Below are 20273 nucleotides of genomic sequence, written 5' to 3' on the forward strand. Positions count from 1 at the left end.
GTTCACTTCCCGCCATGTCGACAAGTGCATTGGGCAGATTCCTTCCCCGAGACCAAGACCTTTTGCGAGACTGCCCGCGGACGTGCACCCCTCGTACGTCTTTGCCATCCTCATCCCCCTTCGGAGGAATTGGTATGCATAGCGTAATCCGCTGGCGAACATGGCGCGGCCCGGCCGTAAGCGGTCTGGCCGTCGTCGCTGTCGCCGCCACCACCGTCGGTGTGACGCCGCTGGCAAACGCCGCCCCGACGGCGGCCACCACGACGACGCCCAGCGAGACCGCGACCCCGACACCGGGCGGACCCGGCGGGACCAGCGCCGTGATCACGTTGATCTCCGGTGACAAGGTGCGCTACACCGAGGGTCCGGACGGTCGTGGTACGGCCACCGTAGTCGGTGGGTCGACCGGTCCGAACGCGTCCCGGTCGTTCCAGGCGTACTCGGACCCGACCGGCGTGTACGTGATCCCGCAGTCGGCTCAGGGCCTGGTGGCTTCCGGTGTGCTGGATCGGGAGTTGTTCGATGTGCAGTATCTGGCCCGTAACGGGTACGGCGACGACAAGGCGACCTCGACGCCGGTGATCGTGAGTTACACGGCGGGCGCGGGCACGTCGGCTCGGGCGGCGGCGAGCCCGTCGCCTGCGGCGTTGCCGGGTGCGGTCAAGCGTCGTGACCTGCCCAGCGTTTCGGGTGCGGGGATGGCGGTGGACAAGGCCAAGGCCGCCGACTTCTGGTCGACGCTGACCGGCACCGCCACCGCCACCGCGAAGACCAGCGCGCCCAGTGCCACGGCTGCGGGGCCGAAAACGTTGGGTGCCGGGGTCAGCAAGGTGTGGCTGGACCAGCGGGTGCAGGCTGACCTGTCCGAGAGTGTGCCGCTGATCGGCGCTCCAGAGGCATGGGCCGCCGGGTTCGACGGCACCGGGGTGAAGGTCGCGGTGCTGGACACCGGGTTCGACGCCACCCACCCGGACCTGCAGGGCAAGGTGGTGGGGTCGAAGAGCTTCGTGCCGGGTGCATCGGCGGTGACCGATGGGCATGGGCATGGCACGCATGTGGCGGCCACGGTCGCCGGCACCGGTGCGGGTTCCGGCGGTACGCGTAAGGGTGTAGCTCCGGGTGCGGACCTGATGATCGGCAAGGTGCTCGCCGACGACGGGTTCGGCGACATGTCCTGGATCATCGACGGGATGGAGTGGGCCGCGACCAACGGCGCCAAGATCGTCAGCCTGAGCCTGGGCGGCGGGCGCAGCGACGGTACGGACCCGGGCAGCCAGGCGGTCAACCGGCTCACCGCTGAGACCGGGGCGCTGTTCGTCATCGCCGCCGGTAACGACGGTAGGGCGTCCACCATCGGCTCGCCGGGCGCGGCGGATGCCGCGCTGACCGTGGCCGCGACCGACAACAACGACCGGCTGGCCTCCTTCTCCAGCCGTGGCCCGCGGAGCGGGGACCGGGCGCTCAAGCCGGACATCGCCGCCCCGGGTGTCGCCATCGTCGCCGCCCGGGCGGCGGGTACCACGATGGGCACCCCGGTGGACGACCTGTACACCTCGGCGAACGGCACGTCGATGGCGACCCCGCACGTGGCGGGCGCCGCCGCCGTCCTGGCGCAGCGGCATCCGGACTGGACCGCCAGCCAGCTCAAGCCGACGCTGATGAGCACCAGCAAGGACGCCGGGTACACCGCCTACGAGCAGGGTGCCGGCCGGGTCGACCTAGCCCGCGCCATCCGCCAGCAGGTCACCACCAACACGGTGAACCTCGACTACGGCCTGGTCACCCCCGACGCCCAGCCGCGGGTGGACAAGCAGCTCACCTTCAGCAACCCCACCACGGCGCCGGTGACCCTGACCCTGGCCCTCAAGCTGCGCCGGGCCAACGGTGACGACGCGAGCAGCGGGCTCACCGCGCCGGCCACGGTCACCGTCCCGGCGGGCGGCAGTGCCCAGGCGACCGTCACGCTGGACACCAGCGTGGTCGACGACGGCAGCTACACCGGATCGGTCGTGGCGGTCGAGGAGAGCACCGGCACCAGGCTGACCCTGCCGGTCAGCGCGACGCGCCGGGGGCCCTCGCGCCAGATCACCGTGACCATCACCGAAGGTCCGCAGCTGCGCCTCGGCGGGCAGGTCATCTGCAGTTTCGGCAAGCTGAACGACGAGGGCGGCGGCGGCCGGGAAAGCTACACGCAGGTTCTGTTCTCGAGCAACGGCGTGGCCACCGGCACCGTAGACGTCCCCGAGGGCGACTACCACTTCTACTGCAACGCGCCGGGGGCGTTCGCCACGGGCTCGTTGGAGGCCGCGGTCTGGATCGAGGAGCCGCAGTACACCGTCGCCGGGGACGCCACCATCGAGTACAACCTCGACACCGACGTGGTGCCGATCAACAAGATCAACACGCCGCAACCCAGCGAGGTCGTACACAACCTCATAGCCAGCAGCTACACCACCGCCGCCGGCCTCACCTACGCCAACTACTTCGTCACCACGACCGGCTTCGGCTACGGCCTCCGCCTCTTCGCGACACCCACCAAGACCACGGCGACCATCGGTAAGTACCGATTCTGGTACGAACAGGTGCTCGCCGCACCCGAGGCGGCCATGACCGTGAACGGCAACGGGAAGGCCCAGGTCAACCCGCTGTACAACAACGACAGCGAGCTGGTCGAACCGTGGAATCTGACCTCGCCGAGGCTGCTGAAGTTCGAAACCGACCAACGACTCAAACTGGCCAGCTACGACGACGTGCTCGGCGGTAAGGACGTGCGCGGCAAGCTGATCCTGCTCGAAACCGCCAACGCCACCACCGCAGACGAGTACTGCGCGGCGCAGGAGCGCAGCGCCGACGCCGGTGCGGCTGGAATCCTCAACCACAACAAGGATCCGCTCTATAGTCGAATGATCGGGAGCTGGTTCACCCAGTACTGCGGACAGCGCCTGCCGTTCCTCTGGCTGGACGGGCAGCAGTGGAAGCAGGTCGCCGACGTCCTCGCCGGCGCGAGCGCGCCCTACGTGGACATCAAGGCGCAGATCGCCAGCCCGTACGAGTACAAGTTGCGCCCGTTCTACACCGACAAGATCCCCAGCACGTTGGTCACCAAGGTGCGGCACAAGGACCTGGTCCGGGTGAACACCGAGCAGCACGTGCAGTTCCCGGTGGAGAAGAACCTGCCGGTCATGTCCGAGGTCAACCACACCTTCGGCCCAGACGACACCTTCAGCTTCAACGCGGGCCACGTCTACCAGGCACCCATCAACCGGGTTGACTACTACAACGTGGTCGGGCCCGACATTCTCTGGAAGCGCAACTTCGTCCTCACCAATCCGGCCACCGGCATCACGCGGACCATCAACGCACGCAACAACGGGTTCCTCAAGCCCGAGACGCGGGTCGAGAAGATCAACCAGGCACCGTACGTGTTCGGGCAGCCCGACTTCGGCTACCGTCCGTTCGAACACCAGTGGGCTGGGTTCTGCACGGTGTGCCGCCAGACCGACACGCTCGGCATCTACCAGTGGGCGGTGTCCGCAGCCGATCCGGGGCTGGCCACCGGTGACGTGCCGCTGCGCCGGATGGAGGTCTCGCTCACCCGCGACGCGGTCCCGATCACACCGATGCCGTCGTCGTTCCCGGCATACACGCAGTACGCCCTGCCCGCCGAAGCCGGCACTTACCAACTGAAGACCGTCTCCTACGACGACTTCTCCGGACAGCACCTGGCCGAGCGGGTGACCACGGACTGGACGTTCCGCTCGCAACGTGCCGCGGTCCAGACCGTCAAGAAGCCGGTCTACTGCTCGTCAGCCGAGCTCGGTCAGGCCACCGGCCCGTGTGAGTGGCAACCGCTGATCCAGCTCAGCCACGACTTCGACCTAGCCCTCAACGACACCACGAAGGCCAACCAGCTCTACCGGTTCGACGTCACCGCACGGCACGTCATGCCGAACGCACCCGGGATCACCGGACTGCGCAGTTGGGTCTCCTACGACGACGGCAAGACCTGGGTCGCGGCGCAGGTGAAGAAGAACCGCGACGGCAGCTGGCAGGTGCAGGTCAAGCACCCGAAGCTGGAGAAGACCACCGGCGCGGTCTCGGTACGCACCGAGGCGTGGGACAGCGCGGGCAACCGCGTGGTCCAGACCATCGACCGGGCGTACGGCCTCACCGCCTGACACTCGCGCAACTGGTCCGCCCCTTCCCGAACCCTGCACACCAGGCCGCCCTTCACGCCGCCGGCGCGGAGGGCGGCCTCCTGCCTGCCCACGGTGCACGTCCGGTGGGTCGATCCGTACCCACCGGACAACCCACCGAGCGCCCGAGGCCGATACCACCGCCCCGGCATGGGGCGATGGCCTTCATGACGCGCTGCTGGCCCTGGTCCGAGCGGGTGTGCCACATCGACACGATCCTGCCGCGACGCCTGTACCTGCTGGTGGTCATGGAAGTAGCCACCCGACATGTCCACTTCCTCTGCATCACCGCGCACCCCACCGGCCTACGCGGGCTGGCGGTCGGCCGGGACGCCCAGGCGCAGCAGCGGCAGGCAGGAGAGGAGCAGGCCGACCGCACCCACCCACAGGGCCACCCGGGCGCCGGCGGCGGCCCCCAGCACGGTGCCCAGCAGCGCGCCCAGCGGCATCGCCCCGCCGAGCAGGAACCGCATGGTGGCGTTCATCCGGCCGAGCAGTTCGGGCGGGCACAGCTGCTGGCGCAGACTGAGCCATTCTCGGTAACGTCCCGTGACGGTGGGTGATTATGTGGTTCGGCTCTGATCGACGTGCAGGAGCACGAGTGCGGCGGCGGCGATTTTGCCGATCTGGCTGGGGTCGAGGCTGACGCGGCGCAGGGCTTTAAAGGTCATCTTGAGCAGGGCGTTGGCTTGTTCGGCGCGGGCTCGGGCGTGGGCCTGTAGCCAGTTGAGCTGCTTCTGGGCGTCGGTTAGTTCGACGCCCTTCGTCTTCTTGATCGGGACGGTGACGATGGTGGCTTCGCCTTCGTAGCCCAGGTCGGCCAGGGCGTGCAGGCCGTCGCCGGTCCAAGCCGTCAAATCGGGCAAGATCTGCGGGTGGGCGCGTGCGCAGGTCGTGTCGTGTTCACGTCCTGGGCGGACGTCGGAGGTCCACAGCGGCCACCCGTCCGGTGACGACACGACCTGGATGTTGCCGCCGTGGTGGTGATGTTTGCCTGACCACCAGAGATCCACGCCGGGGGTCGGTCCGGGCGCCGCGCACCGGTCGGTGTAGATGAGCGTGCCGTCGATGTTGACGTGAGGATGTCCGGCGATCTTCGCCGCCAGCAGGGCCGCGTGCAGGGACGGCTTGAGGCCGGCCAACACGTCGATGCCCTCGTGGAGGCAGCGATAGACGTTCGGGACCGAGATCGCGTTGTCGACCGCCAGCTGCCGCACTCGGGTGCCGTCGAGAAACCACCGCATGACCAGGACCGCCTGTTGGAAGCACGTCAACGCCCGACGGCCACGGCGGGTTCCCAGACGCTGGCGCCGGGCGTGGATCAAGGCCGACACGAACAGGACGGTCTCCTGCCGTGCAGGAAGCACACAGCTATATGTGACACTGGCAGACACGTGAGGCCTCTGTGGAGTTGATCAGTGAGATGACCACTTCCTACAGGGGCTTCACTCCTTTTCTGGCGCAGCGCGACACCGTCGGCGTGTCATCCACCGCCTACAACCGCCAGTCACACACCGTCACGCCTGGCTACCGAGAACAGCTCACTGGGTACGCGACGTCACCTACGACGAAGACCGATCCCAGATCCGCACCGGCACCGGACCCCAAGTCATGGCCGCCCTGCGCAACGCCGCCATCGGCGCACTACGCACCGCCGGCGTCACCAACATCGCCGCCGCCAACCGACACCACGCCCGCGACAGCAACCGGCCACTGGCCCTACTCGGCATCAACTGAGGACTTTGCCGAGGCCCTGCGAGGTTAATATCCAGTTATTTACTTACCTTGCAATTGCTTGACGGCAACGCTGACGGCAACCCACGCGCACGAGCACGCCCGACGACGCACCCCGATGCACACAGTTGCGACACCAACACACCGAACTCACTCACGGCTCCTGCCGCGATTGAATTCACTCGGCCCCGAAGACACCACTGACGAGTTCCGCGATAGACAATGCAAGCCCGGCATTCGTCAGGACCTCGTCAGGACAAACTCGCTAGTGGCGACTAGGATGCCACTGGCCTACGAATCCCAACCATCGAAAAAGTAGTGCTCATCCAGGTAGGGACCGAACGGCCCCAACCTGTCGCCCTGCGTCACTCTCTCGTCGAGTCTTTCGAGGAACTGTTGAAGGTCCGGCCCCGCAATAGCCTTCGCACTACTCCAACAGCCCGACCAGCTGCTATGAACAGGTGCGTGGTCTCCTCTGACGCAGACCCACAGCCATTCAGGGGCAGCGGCGTCGCCGCACAACACCACGGCGACAAACCGCTGCTAGAGGAAAGAACGGGGAGCAAAAGTCTACTTAGCCGCCCAGCTCGTGGCGCGACATCCCTATCCCGTAGTTCCGCGACAATCACTTCCCCACATCGCCTACCGACGACGTCCCGGCGCAGGTCGGAGCCTTCCCGGCATGTGGCGGATAATTTCGGTGACATGGTCTGCCGCAAACCCAGCCACAGCGGCTCCGGCACCCGAGATCGCGAGCTACCGCAGACCATCGCCGTACGACTCCAAAAACCCCGCTTTAGTCCGTACTCACCTTCCGGCACAGCCCTTCCAGCACACCGCGCGGGGAAGCTTCATCATGCCCGCGTAACCGGCCTCGATCTCGACTGGATACGCCTACTTCAAATCCTCCACACGTCCGTCGACTGGCCGCGCTCGTCGACGCGCCCTCAGCCCACAGAACACCCCCACCTGCGGCAACATCACCGCATCAAGGCTGCCGATACGGCTTGGTTCAGATCGTCGGACAATGCGTCATGAACCGCAGTAGCGGGCGACGGACGGAAGCAAGGCGCTTCATGTCGTTCCGGTAGCTCATCGACCGTCACGGACCATGAGCATCACCGAGCACCTCTGGCACTGCTGCATGCAATTCTTCATCCGTTACCTCGCCAGCTAGCCAACCCGCCACGTAATGCGCCTGCCGCATAGTGAGCCCAAATGCCTTTTTGGCACTGAGTGAAGCCCGCACATGAAACGAGTCGAACCGAGGATCGACAGAGCGAGCCTTTCGTAGGATATTAACAATGTCATCGCTACCGCGAGACGAGTGCTCTAGAAGTCGCACCCAACTCTCACTCCATTGATCCAACTTCAAGGTCTCCTGAATAGTGCTTCGACGGGTTTATAAGCCCCCCGCGCGCCCTGGGTAGTTACAGATGCAACTTGCGAGAAGCCGTACTTGGCTGCCTGCCGCCCCGTCCAGGTTCCAGCAGCCGCCTCCGCATGGCTTGCACCGGCAGAAGCTAGCTCGTTGAATTTCTCAAGATTGGACCCAAATGCCCAATGTCCACGGATCGCAGTAACGCGATCTCCGAAATGTCCCATCACACTGGACATTACGCTTGACCCCCGCAATTTTGACCTAACCACGGCTCCAGTGGCGGTCTCTTCCCACTGGGTTTGGATTCCTAGTTCAACCACGCCATCTCTATCGATGGTACCCTGACCGATGCCACCGTCCGCATGCTCAATGGTGATTTCATCAGCGGATCTCGTAACCGTCACATCACAGTCGTTATTGTGTACGAGTACCGACGTCGTACCGGCGAGCACATAGTACGTGTGGATGTCGGCGACGGTGAGGTCGTGCATCCGCTTGTCGCCGGTGTAGTTGCGTACCTTGACGACGGTGAGTTGGTGTCCGGGGCCGCCGCCGCCCATGCCGGCGCCGGTGCCGTCGCCCTCCAGGCGCTTGTCGTCGTGCACGAGCAGTCGGTGACCGACCGTCAGCTTGGCGGCGTCAACCCACCTGCCGTCCGTGGCATCCCAGAACGGGTGGTGCTGGGTCGTTTTCAACACCGTCGTCTTGCCGGTCTTGGCGTCGCGGACGGTGACGTCGGTCAGGTCACGGTCCTGATTGACGTGTAGCTGGGTGACCGGCTTCGCCTCGCTGCGCCCGGTCTCGGGGTCGGTCGCGGTGACCTCGTCACCGTGCTTCAGATCCTCGATCGGCTTGCTGCTGCCATCGGCCAGCAGCACCCGGGTCGACGGATCGAAGCTGTGCGTCGTGCAGCCCGACGAGCCGTCATCCTGGCGGTTCCGCCCCTGGTAGCCGGAGCCACCGGACGATCCATCCGCGGAAGCAGCCCTGGACCCGCCACCGCCGGCGGCCTTCGATCCCCCGCCGCTGGCCCTCGCCCCGTCACCGCCCGCCGCGCGCCCGCCCAGTTTCGGCAGCCGGCTCCCGGCGGCGGCAGCGGCCTTCGCCCCACCGGCCGCTGCGCGGAGGCCACCGCCGAGCCGGCTGAGGCCCGCCGACAGCGCGCCGTCCAAGCCACCCTCGATCATCGTGCCGGCCAGACCGCTCCAGGAGAACTCCTGGTCGCCTCGGGAAACGTCGACCATGAACCCGGCACCGGCCGCCATCGCACCGGCTGCGGCTCCGGCCAGGATGAGGCAGCCCACTCCGGTGGCGCACAACGCGCCGATGGCAACCGTCGCGACGAGCCCCGCCGCGGCGGTCGCGACGAACTTCCAGGGGTCCTTCTTTATCGCGTCGACTGTCGCCTTGGCACTGTCGACGACTTTCTTCACCGCCTTTTTCGCGGTTTCCTTGACGCACTTACCGACGCCCCCGGACAGGCATTTCTTGGCCGACCGCATGGCGTCCTTGACCGAGTTGGCCTTCTTCTTGGCCCAGCGGACCGTGGACTTCTTCACCACGTTCCACGCCTTGGAAGCCTTGCTCGCGGCCTTCTTCGCCCCGGCTTTGATGTCCTTCCACGCCCGCCCCGAAGCGACATGCTTGAACGCCGACGTCGCGGCACTCGTGGCCGCCCGGAACGTCGACACCGGGTTCGTGACAACCTTGACGGCACTCGACACGGACTTCTTGAAGCTGGACCAGCCCCAGTGTCCGGTCGGGTCGACCGTGGTCAGGGGGTTGCCGTCGCCGTACTGGAAACGGTTGGCCGCGACCGAGTCGGGCACTGGAGACACCTCGGCGCTGTCTCGGGTGTCGAACTGCCCGGTGGCCGGGTTGTACCAACGCGACAGCATGTTGACCCGACCGCTGAGCCCGTCCGTCCACTCCGACTGGTAGCCCAGGTTGCCGACCATCCCGCTGGTGGTCAGCACATTGCCCAACGGATCGTAGGTGGCGGACCCGGACAGCGCCGTCCCGGCGGCGGAGAACTGACCCACCACGTCCCAGTGCTGGTCGGTCCAGGCGTACCCGGAACCGGCGCCGGTCCCGGACCCCTCACCGAACAACTCTCCGGCCGGGCCACGCGTGTAGGTCGCGGTGCCGTCACTGGCCAGCTGGTTACTCAGGCCGGTGTACCTGAAGCCCGGCTTGATCGCCCGCCCCAGCGCGTCGTAGTCGTAGCTGGTTGTGGTACCCCCGGCAGCCTGCTGGGCTCGCACCTGGCCGAAGGCGTCGGTCTGGGTGTCGTACGCGACCGACCCGGAGATCGTGCGCTTCAACGTGCCGCGTGCGGTGTAGAGGTACGACGAGCCGTCGTTCTGGGTCAGTAACTGGTTGCGGGCGTCGTAGGTGAAGATCTTGGACCCGTTCTGGGTGCGGTTGCCCGAGGCGTCGTACGCGTACGTGGTCGACGTCGTCCCGTTGCTCCACGAGGTCAACCGGTCGGCCAAGTCGTAGGTGTAGGTGTTGGACGAGGACCCGGCGAAGCCGGTGGTCACCTTGGACGTCTCGTTGCCGTTGGCGTCGTACCCGTAGGTGATCGAGCCGAGGGTGAGCGTCCCGGCGGCGTTCTTCAGGGTGTCGGTCTTCAGACGGTGCAGGTCGTCGTAGGTGAGGGTGCGGGCGTTGTTGTTGGTGCCGTAGGTGATCGTCCCCGGCTGGGAGAGCTTGTTGTAGGCCAGGGTGACGTTGATGGAGGTCGTCGGGTTCGTCGCGGTCCGCAACCGGCCGACGTTGTCGTAGGTGTAGCTGGTCGTCCCTGCGGCGTCGGTCCGCGACGCCATCCGTCCGTCCCGGTTGTACGAGAACGAGTTGTTGTCGGCCGGCCCGGTGACGGTGAGTGGCAGACCACGGTCGTCGTAGGAGATCGTGTTGGTGCCCGACGGGGCGGACAGTTCGGTCAGCCGGCCCGCGTCGTCGTAGTCGAAGATCCGGTCGGCGGTAGCGACCTCCGCACCCATGCCGGTGATCTGCCGGATCTGGCCAAGGTCGTCGTAGGTGTTGGTGACGCTCACCCCGCCCGGGGAGTCCTGCCGTATCGGGCGACCTGCCGCGTCGTAGGCGACGGTGAAGGTACGGTCCGCCACGTTCGGGTACGCAGCCGTCACCGGTTCGATGCGTGACTCGGGCAGCCCCCACGAGTTGTACGTGGTCCAGAAGGGGTTTCCCCGGCCGTCAGTGAACCGGGTCCGGTTGCCGGCCAGGTCGTAGCCGAACGAGGTCGCGATGGCGGTCGACGCGGTGACCGGCTGCGTCTCCCCGGTGAGGTTGCCCAGCGCGTCGTAGGCAAAGCTGGTCGTGGTGCCGCGGGCGTCCCGGACCGTGGTCAGGTTGCTGTTGTCGTCGTAGCCCAGGGTCTCGGTGGTGAGCAGCGCGTTGGTCGCGCTGTAGTTCTGCACCCGAGTGACCCGGCCGGCCCCGTCGTAGGCGACCGTCCGGTTCGTCAGGTCCGGCATCGTCGTCTTGACGACCCGGCCGAGCCCGTCGTATTCGGTCCTGGTGACGTTGTTGGCTCCGTCGGTTTCGGTCAGCGGCTCACCCACCCAGTTGTAGGTGGTGTTCCGCACCACACCTTCCGGCGTGGTCACCTTCTGCAGCCACGGGCCGGCGGCCGGGGTGTTGCCGTACGCCCCCGTGCCGTACTCATAGGTGGTGGTGTTGGTGACCGGGGTCGGTTGGCGGACCACCTGGCTGGAGGTCAGCGTCCGGCCGAGGTAGTCGTAGGTCGCAGTGGTCTTGGCCCCGGTGGGGTCCACCGTCTCCAGCAGGTCACCCACCTTGTCGTACTTGGCGGTGGTCACCTTTCCGGCCGGATTGGTCACCTTGACCGGGTTACTGAGCGAGTCGTACTCGAAGGTCGTGGTCTTGCCGCGCCGGTCGGTGGTCGACGCGACCTGGCCGAGCAGGTCGTAGACGGTGCTGGTCTCCGCCGCGGCGATCGGGCTGCCACCGGGTGGGGTGTAGGCGGGCATGATCGTCTTGATCGGTCGCCCTACCGCGTCGTAGCGGGTGGTGAGGACGTTGGTCAGCGGATCCTGGGTTTCGGTCGCCTCGCCGAAGGTGTTGTAGCCGGTCCGGGAGACCGGTACCGCCGGCACCGGGGCGCCCCCACCGAAGGTCTCCGTCGACACCGACGGCGAGACCACCTTGGCCAGTTGCCCGGCCGCGTCGTACTCGAAGGAGGTCAGGTTGCCCATCGGATCGGTCATCGCGGTGACCAGGCCGCGCTTGTCGACGGTGTAGGAGGTGGTCAGCTTCTTCGGCGTGACGGTCGTGGTGGCGTTACGCCCGTTGCCGCCGCCGTAGAGGGTGGCCGCCTCGTCGGTGCTGAGCGCCTCCTGGAAGATCTGCACGTTGTCGATCGAGCCATTGACAAGGTTGGTCTGGTTGGGGCCGATGAGAATGCCACCGACCGACAACGGGGTGACGGAGTTCCACGGGGTGGCGTTCGTCGCGGTCCCCGCCTGGGCACCGTTGACGTACAGCGTCAACGCCTTGGTCTGGGCGTCGAAAACCCCGACGAGGTGGGTCCAGGTGTTCAACGCCGGAGCAGTGGCTGATCGCGCTGCATTGGAGGTGGCGGACGCGCTGTCCGATGCCGGGGAGAGGAATTCCCACCTGTTGACCGACTGGTTGTACCGGAGGAAGAACGCCCCGGTGTTGTTGCCGCCCTGGCCGACGACGGTCTGATGCTGGTTGAGGTCAGCCAGTTTCACCCAGGCCGACACCGAGTACGACTGGGTGGTGACCAATGCTGGTTGCGCGGTCTCGTACACGGTGGTCCGGTTGAACACCGCAGCGCCGTCGGAACGGCCGACGGTACCGTTGAAGGAAAACAGATTCCGTACCGACGGTGACGAGTCGGCAGCCTCGTAACTGGCTGCGGTCTCCCCCATCCGCCACCAGCCCACCGGCAGAGCGGCGCTCTTGACACTGACGCTCTCCGAGGTCACCCGACCCATCCGATCGTAGGTGTTCTCCACGGTCTCCAACGGCGTCTGGAGCTGGCCGGCGGCTTGGCGGGTGGTCAGCACATGGTCGTCGGCGTCGTACGTGTACTTCGTGGTCCGTTCCAGGTCGAAGGGCTGTTCGGTGGAGGAGACCAGCCGGCCGGCGGCGTCGTACTCGTAGATGGTCCAGTTGGCCCCGTTGTCGGCCCGACGCATGTACAGGTTGCCGATCGGGTCGTAGCTGTTCTCCTCCCGCACGAACCGCTTGACCCCGTCGGTGCGGGTCACCTTCTTGACGTTGTCGTTGGCGTCGTACTCGTACTCGGTCACCCAGTTCATCGCGTCGATTTCCGAGGCGAGGTTGCCGTTGGCGAAGTACGCCTTCGACGAAACCTGGGTGCTGGTGCCGTCGGTGCCGGTGACGGTGGTGGTGAGTTGCTGACCGGCGGCATCGTACGTGTCGACCATGTCACGCAACACGTCCCCACCGGGGCAGGGGCTGCCCGGCGCCGGGCTGCTTTCGCAGCCCACCGTCCGGGTCCGGTTGCCGTAGAGGTCGTACTCGAAGAGAGTGACCGCGCCGACCGCGTCGACGGTCTTGACGACTCGGCCGTGGGAGTCGTAGTAGCTGCTTGCGTCCCGATGGCTGTCCCCGCCCGTGGTGTCGGAGACCTTGCGGTACGTGACGTTGCCGTCGGCGTCATAGGTGGTCTCGGTCTTCGCGGTGTGCACCGCACCGGTCACCTGGTTGAGCACCGGCGGGTCGAGTTGCTCGACGACCTGGTCGGCTGCGTCATAGGTGTAGGTGGTGGTCAGGTCCCCGAGCGGCGCATCCGCCTTGACCGTCTTGGTGCGGGTACGTCCGAGCCCGTCGTAGGTGAACTCGGTGACAAGACCGGTCGCGTCGGTGATCCGAACGGCGTCCCCCGCGGCGTTGTACGCGGTGCTCTGCTGTCCGCCGCCGGCCGACGTGGTGGTCAGCGGCAGACCCGGCGGAACCGTGCCACCACCGACCGCCGCAGTCGTCGCGGTCGAGTAGGTCATCGCCGTCGCCCGGCCCGACGGATAGCCGGGCACGGGTGGAGAGGTGACCGACAGCCGATTCCCGGCGGTGTCGTAGGCCAGCTTCGTCAGGTAGGTGTTGTCCGTGGCGCTCTGTGACCGGGCGTCGCGGACCTCGATGAGCTGATCGTTGCGGGCGTCCGGGGTGAGGTTCACGGTGGTCGAGTCGGGCCAGTACTTGTAGTAGGTGCTGTCACAGTTCGTCTGGTCCCGACAGACCGTGGAACGGATCGTGTTGCCGCGTACGTCCCGGGCGGAAACGTTCTTCATACCCAACGGATCGAACTCAACCGACTCGAACCCGCCGATGTCGTAGCCGTACGAGGTAGTCCGGCCGAGGACGTCGCTCGCGGAGATCAGCCGGTTGCCGTTGACAAGGTCGAAGACCTGCTTCGAATCCTTGTTGGTGGGATCGGTGACGGTCACCGTGGTGACCGGGGTCAACGTCGCGGTGGGCCCGGTCTGCGTAGCGCTCTTCGACGCCTTGTAGTGGACATCGACCTCGGTGGGCGGCAACTCCCGCTCGTAGTAGGCGAACTCGGCGATGTTGCCCTTGAAGTAGCTGACGTCCGCTGACGAGCTGGGCCACGACTTCGTGGTGCCGGCGCCGATGTACGCGTGCGAGGCGTTGGTGGCGACCATCGCACCGAGGTGGCCCACGATCTTGCTGTCGAGGTAGAGCGTCTGCCGGGTGGTGGACGCCGACAGCACCACGTGGTGCCAGTTGCCGTCGTTGACCTTCGTGGTGGAGGTGATCGGCGCGTTGTAGGTGCCGTTATAGAACTCGCCGCGCAGGTAACCGTCCGCGCCGATGTAGAGCGCTGGGGTCCAGTTCGAGGTCGCCGGAGCGTTGTGTAGTTCGTTGGCCTGGTAGGAGTAGAGCGTGCCGCTCACCGCGTGGTTGGCCGGCGTCTTGAACCACATCTCCACGGTCGCCGCCTCGGCCAGCGGAAAGTCGACGCCATACTCGGCGCCCATATTGGTCACCTCGAACGGCTTCACGTACGACGAGGTGCCGTTGAAGGACGCGCCATAGGTGTCCGAGAACGGGCTGGTGGCGTTCGGCTGACTGGTATCGAACGTGACCGCGTTGTAGCGCGCACGGTTGCTGTGCACGACGTTCACCGCCTCGGCCGGCGCCTCGATGTCACCAAGCCGCCAGTAGTCGGTCGGCTGGGAACCGAGCACCGACGAGACGTAGACCAGGCTCGACCCAGAGGTGGCGGGGGCGCCGATCTTCCACACCCCGCCGTTCTCGTCGGTGAGCTCGCTGACCCGACCGGTGACCGTGTGGTAGGCGACCTGCGCCTCAACCCGGCCCGCAGCGCTGGTAATCCGATGCAGTTGCGCCGTGCCGGTCCGCCCGGACTGGTACATGGCGGCCACGTCCACGCCGGTCAGTGCGCTGTTGTAATAGGCGACATCGGCGATCGAGCCGGAGAAGAAGGACGCGGTGGGCGCGGTGTGCGGCTGACTCGGCCAGGCACCACCCAGGAAACCGGCCCCGACATAGGCCCGGGTGGCGTCCAGACTGTGCAGATTGATCGTGCCGGTGAGGCTGCCGACCTGGACACCGTCGAGGTAGAGCTGCTGGCTACCGCCGTTTCCGGCGATCGCCACGTGATGCCACTGGCCGTCGGTCACCGGAGCCGGGGATGACATCGCGCCGGCGACGTTGACGGTGCCGAGTTCGCCGCGGAGCCGCCCGTCGGAGCCGACGTAGAGCGCCGGCACGTAGGTCGCTGTCGTGGTGGCGCCCGGCGTGACCGCGTCCTTGGCATAGCTGAACAGCACTCCGCCCGGGGTGCTGGTCCGGAACCACATGCCGACCGACTGGTACGAGCTTTCGGTCACCGCCTTGGTCGGCAGGGCGACCAGGGATGACGTGCCATTGAACGCCGCCGACGTGGAGGTGGAGTCGGGCAGGGCGGCGGCACCGCCGAGGGTGACGTCGGTGTAGGCGGCGGTGTCCGCGCCGTCGTTGGAGATGACCGCGCTGAGCGCGGCGGTGGCACCCGTTGCCTCGTTCAACCGCCAGAACGAGTACGGCCCGGTGTTGAGCACCGTGTTGGCGTGCTGCGACACCCAGGTGTAGTCGTAGGCCGTGCAGACGCTACCCGCGTCGGGCTCGCACACCGACTTGAGCAGATCGTTGTCGTAACCGTAGGTCCAGGTCTGCGCGGTCGTCGGGTCACTGGCGACCACCGGGTCGGTCGTCACTGTCGCGACATGCGGATGCGTCGAGTTGGGTGGCGTCGACCAGGTGACGTTCAGCCTGCGGTTGGACGACACGGAGGTCATCTGGTCAACCCGGCCGTTGGTTCCATAGCGGAACGTCAGGGCCCGCCCCGAAGAGTCGGTGATCTTCGTGATCCGGTAGACGCCGGTGCCACCTGCCTGGCTGAACTCGTACGCCGTCGCGTCCTTGTCGGTCAGCGAGTAGCCGCCTGTGATCGGCTTGAACACTGAGTAGCGGCCTAGTGGGGCCACCCAGGTGCCGTCGTTGTTGCGCCCGAAGGCGGCTTCCTGCCCGTCCGGGTAGCGCACCGACACGGTCTGCAGAGCGCCGGCTGCGTCCAGCGTTTCCCGTGCCTGCATGTCAAGGATCGATGACCACCCCCGGCCGAAGGCGCTGTCGACTCGGGTGTCCAGGCTGTTGTAGTCCCGGCTGATCGCCAGCGCCGGCCCGGCCGCGGTGATCTGCGCATCGGTGTCGGAGGTGGTGTAGTTGCCGACGCTCGCGTCGTATCCCTTGCCGCCGTTCTGCGCCAGGGCCGAGGTAACCGTCGGTTGCGGAACCTGGGTGGTGAAGGCGTACGTAGTCGGTGCGGACGGACCGGTGGACGACCAGTCGTTGACCTGCACCGCGTACAGGTAGGTCTTCTTCCACTCGAGCACGCCCGCGGGGACCTTCCAGACGCCGCTGGCGACCCAGCCCGAGCTGGTGAGCTGCGTTCCCTGGTCGTTGTAGATGATGAAGTTGTAACGCAGGCCCTTGGCCGGCCAGTTGTCCGGATCGTGCCCCTGGGCCACGAACTCCGGGGTGAGGGTGTCGAGGGTGACATTGTTAGACGGGTAGCGGACGTCGACCTGCGGGCCGACGTTGTCGGTGTAGGTCACGTCGATGAACGGAGCGCAACTGATCAGACCGTAGGTGCTGTTGTTGCAGTTCACCCCGGCGTCGGTAGAGGTAAACCGCTTCCACGCGTCACTGTCGCTCTCCGAAGCGGTCAGGGCCAGCCCGTAGGTGCTGGCGCCGGTCACCCACTCGTTGATCTCCGCCACGTTCATCGGCACCGAGACCCAGGTGCCGACGGTACGGTCGGCGGCGCTGTTGCCGCACGCGGCGGTGCTGCTCGGGGAGGCGTTGCCGATCGACTCCGTGTACGACGGGAAGGTGTCGTACTTGACCGAGGCCGTAGTCCAGTTGGCGGTCACCCGGTGCACGTCGAACCGACGGGCCACGCACGTGTCGTCGACTCCCTGGTAGGTGAGGAACACGTTGAGGTCGGCCGCGCTGAGCCGCTTGCCCGCATAGGCATTGCCGAAGGCAGGGTAGAAGGGCAACAGGGCCTTGGCCTTGCCGGTGCCGCCGTCGAAAGTGCCGACCGCGACGCTGTGCTCCTCGTAGCGTTGTGGTTCGGTGCTGCCCGACTGCACGTAGGTGTCATTGCTGGTCGTGGCGGTCCGGCCGGTGCTGGGGTCGAGCACCACCGGAAACTTGCGTGCCGGGTCCCGCAACCAGTTCCCGTCGACGGAGACCTTCAACGCCTGGCCACCGGCGACGGTCACGATCTCGAAGCGGACGCCATAGGAGATCGTCCTGGCACCTGTCTTGTCGACGGCGGAGTCCTCCATCCAGCCGACTGGCATACGTGCCGCTGCCTTGCCGGCGGCGTCGAGGAAGACAGCTCCGCCGTCATCGTCAATCTCAGGGGTCAGACCGGTCAGGTGCAGGGGATACAGGTACTCGGTCGCCACGTCAGGCGAATGGAAGATCAGGCTCTCCTTGACCGTGCCGCCACTCGCCCGCAGGGTCAGGTCAACGTTCGGGAACACGTTCGGGTAGGTGGCGGTCGCGTCGGCCAGGGTGGCCGTGCTCGCCGTGGCACCGCTCAGGTCGTAACCGAGGACATGGCCCTGGCCGAGGTCCATGCGCATGAGCGGTTGCGAGGTCCCCGCCGCCCGTACGGCGAAGGTGACATCGACGGGATTGGCACGGACCTGCAGCCGGTCGTCGATCTGCTGAAGGGTGTTGTCGATCTGCCGCCAGCGGCCCTGCTGGTCCTTGTAGTTGATCGGTTCGTGGTAGACCCGACGGGTGTAGGAGCCGTCGGCGTTCTCGAAAGTATCCGAATTGTCGGTAGCCGCTTCCGGGAGCCGCTTACTGGTCGCCCGGTCGAACCGCCCCTTGGAACCGGTGCTGCGGACACCACCTGCCGGCTGGTGCGAACGCTGAAGCTTCAGCTCACCCTTCGCCGGGGCCACCTCGCTCCGGTCCTCGAAGGCCGGGGACTGCACGTAGTGTCCCCGGTCGGGCGATCGGCCGCTTTGCTGCTTCGGCGTAGCCGGCTGCGCCCAGGAGACTCGCAACGAAAGCAGGGTAGAGACCCAGCCCAGCGGGAAGCCGGAGGAGCCCGGGTGAGACAAAGGCGCCTTCGGGGCGCCGAGTACCAACAGCAGTGCCAGGACCAGCACCGCGCTGAGACGGCCGCCCCTTCGCTGGCGAGACCGCCGTACAACTTCGGCCGCAATCCGCGCACGCTGCCGCTGACCGCCCATGGCAGTCTCCCCCGTGACGTGTCCAAATTTATCAGGGGGAAGCTTCCTGGACGTTGCCTAAAAAATCAAGCATGGAAGTTCATAAGATTAGTTTCCGCTGACCGCTGCGTATGCCGCAGCCACCTCCGCCCGCACATTAGTGCCCACGCCTGTCACCGGGCTCGAGTCAACCCGGGCGACGCCCGGCAGGGCGGCCGACCCACCGACCACTACGTAGCGTGCGGTCGGAAACCGCGACCTTCCCTCCGCCAGCGCCGCGACCGGCGCCTCCCCCACCGCGACCACCACGCCACACCTCTGCAGACCGAGGCTGTTGAAGTACGCGGAAGCGTTGGCCTCCGTCTGCGGCCCGGCGACCGCCAGGTACTGCACCTTGAACGATTCGGCGAGCGATGCCTGCTGCATGCCCTCCCATGTCGCCCGCGCCAACTCGCCAGCGAGCCCCTTGTCATCGGTCAACAGACAGGCGGTGAACGCTTGGTACGCCCGCTCCCGTGGCGCCGGATCCTGCGCACGCTCCGGCCAGAACAACCAGACCAACAAACCGAGCGCCACCGTTGCAACCACCGCAACGAGGACCCACCGCCGTCGAAGCCACGCCATTGCCACTCCACCCGCTTGATAGGAACCGGTCCTGTTCCAGCAGGCGGAGCGTAGTGGATCGGCCCAGCACCCCCGCAACGTCTACGTCGCGGAACGAGACATCACCCCCGCACTCGACAACTGGCTTCTCAAGGCGTCGCCCCGCACCGACTAGTATGCTGAGTCGTTAATTCGTTGGCAGTATGCGGCGATCGTTTCGAGGATGTCGTCAGCCGTCTTGGTCCACACGAACGGGTTGGGGTCGGCGTTCCACGCCTCGATCCAGGCGTTTACGTCGGCTTCCAGTGCGGCGACGCTGCGGTGGGCGGACCGACGGAGTTTGCGGTTGGTCAGTTCGGCGAACCAGCGTTCGACCAGGTTGAGCCACGACGAGTAGGTCGGGGTGAAGTGCAGGTGGAACCGGGGGTGCTTGAGCAGCCACTGCCCGATGGCGAGCGTCTTGTGGGTGGCGTAGTTGTCCAGCACCAGATGCAGCCCCAACTCGGGCGGGGTTGCCCGGTCGATGGTGCGCAGGAAGCGCAGGAACTCCTGGTGGCGGTGTTTACGCTGGGTCTGGCCGATCACCTTGCCGGTGGCCACGTCCAGCGCGGCGAACAGGCTGGTGGTGCCGTGGCGCACGTAGTCATGGGTCACCCGGCCGGGTACGCCGGGCATCATCGGCAGCATCGGCGCGGTCCGATCGAGGGCCTGGATCTGCGACTTCTCGTCCACGGCGAGGACCATGGCGGCCTCGGGCGGGTCCAGGTACAACCCGACGATGTCGCGGACCTCGTCCACGAACAGCGGGTCGGTCGACAGCTTCCAACTGTCGACCTGGTGCGGTTTGAGCCCGAACGCCCGCCAGATCCGCGAGACCGCGGTCTGGTTCAGCCCCACCGCCTTGGCCATCGACCGGGTCGACCAATGACTGTCCTGATCGGAAGGCAATTCTTCGAGCGTCTTCGTGATCACGACCTCGACCTGCTCGTCACCGATCTTGCGTGGCGCGCCCGGACGCGGCTCGTCCCGCAGCCCGTCCACCCGATCGGCCACGAACCGCTTGCGCCATTTGCCGACCGTCGGCAGCGACACCCCAAGCCGGCGAGACACCTCGCTGTTGGACAGCCCTTCCGCACACGCCAGCACGATCCGCGCCCGCACCGCCAACGCCTGCGCCGTCTTCGGCCGCCGAGCCAGCCCCTGCAATGCCTCCCGCTCCTCGACGGTCAGTTCCAGCGGCGCCAGCTTCGGACCACGGCCATCACCCATACCGCCAATCTATCAACGAATCAGCGACTCAGGACACTAGGGCCCCGGCATGCTTCGCGCGACGGCGCCTACGGCGCTTCTCCGCCTTCCTGCGCTTCTCGCCTGACACACCAAGATCGTACGACCGGTTGCGCTCGTTGGCGGGCCGCGCCGCGGTCGGGAATGAGCCCCATCTGGCGCCACGGATGCTCCTGGTGACCTTGCAGCACAGGATCCTGCCGGCCTGCCAGGCGGCGCAGTCGATCCCACCCTCTCACACACTGGGCAGCCAGT

General features: G+C 66.5%; 6 protein-coding genes and 1 pseudogene. 2 read left to right on the plus strand and 5 right to left on the minus strand.

Annotated features, from left to right (window positions below; genetic code table 11):
• Positions 1–134 precede the first annotated feature (134 nt).
• Positions 135–4178, plus strand: coding sequence for a S8 family serine peptidase (locus tag C5N14_RS28460; RefSeq protein WP_165878263.1), 4044 nt, complete (start codon positions 135–137; stop codon positions 4176–4178).
• A gap of 323 nt (positions 4179–4501) precedes the next feature.
• Here C5N14_RS28460 and C5N14_RS28465 read toward each other — a convergent pair whose 3' ends face one another.
• Together C5N14_RS28465 and C5N14_RS28470 are read right to left on the minus strand one after the other, a co-directional pair.
• Positions 4502–4681, minus strand: a complete 180-nt coding sequence (locus C5N14_RS28465) for a hypothetical protein (protein WP_117672542.1) — start codon at positions 4679–4681, stop codon at positions 4502–4504.
• A gap of 78 nt (positions 4682–4759) precedes the next feature.
• Entirely contained in the window at positions 4760–5563 is an 804-nt protein-coding gene (locus C5N14_RS28470; protein ID WP_117672544.1) for a transposase family protein, read from the minus strand.
• 175 nt (positions 5564–5738) lie between these two features.
• Between C5N14_RS28470 and C5N14_RS34335 the strand changes: the two are divergent.
• Positions 5739–5933 (plus strand): annotated as a pseudogene (locus C5N14_RS34335) (ISAs1 family transposase); the annotation flags it as partial.
• Positions 5934–7301: 1368 nt separating this feature from the next.
• On the opposite strand, the gene C5N14_RS28485 reads toward C5N14_RS34335, so the two are convergent.
• From C5N14_RS28485 to C5N14_RS28495, 3 genes are all read right to left on the minus strand, one after another.
• Positions 7302–17888, minus strand: coding sequence for a LamG-like jellyroll fold domain-containing protein (locus C5N14_RS28485; protein ID WP_117672546.1), 10587 nt, complete (start codon positions 17886–17888; stop codon positions 7302–7304).
• Between the two features lie 348 nt (positions 17889–18236).
• The gene (locus tag C5N14_RS28490; RefSeq protein ID WP_117672548.1) at positions 18237–18704 is read right to left on the minus strand and encodes a BMP family ABC transporter substrate-binding protein; all 468 of its coding nucleotides are present in this window, start codon (positions 18702–18704) and stop codon (positions 18237–18239) included.
• 198 nt (positions 18705–18902) lie between these two features.
• The gene (locus tag C5N14_RS28495; protein WP_117672550.1) at positions 18903–20000 is read right to left on the minus strand and encodes an IS630 family transposase; all 1098 of its coding nucleotides are present in this window, start codon (positions 19998–20000) and stop codon (positions 18903–18905) included.
• Positions 20001–20273 lie beyond the last annotated feature (273 nt).

The sequence above is a fragment of the Micromonospora sp. MW-13 genome (assembly GCF_003434305.1).
In the GTDB taxonomy this organism is placed as follows: domain Bacteria; phylum Actinomycetota; class Actinomycetes; order Mycobacteriales; family Micromonosporaceae; genus Micromonospora.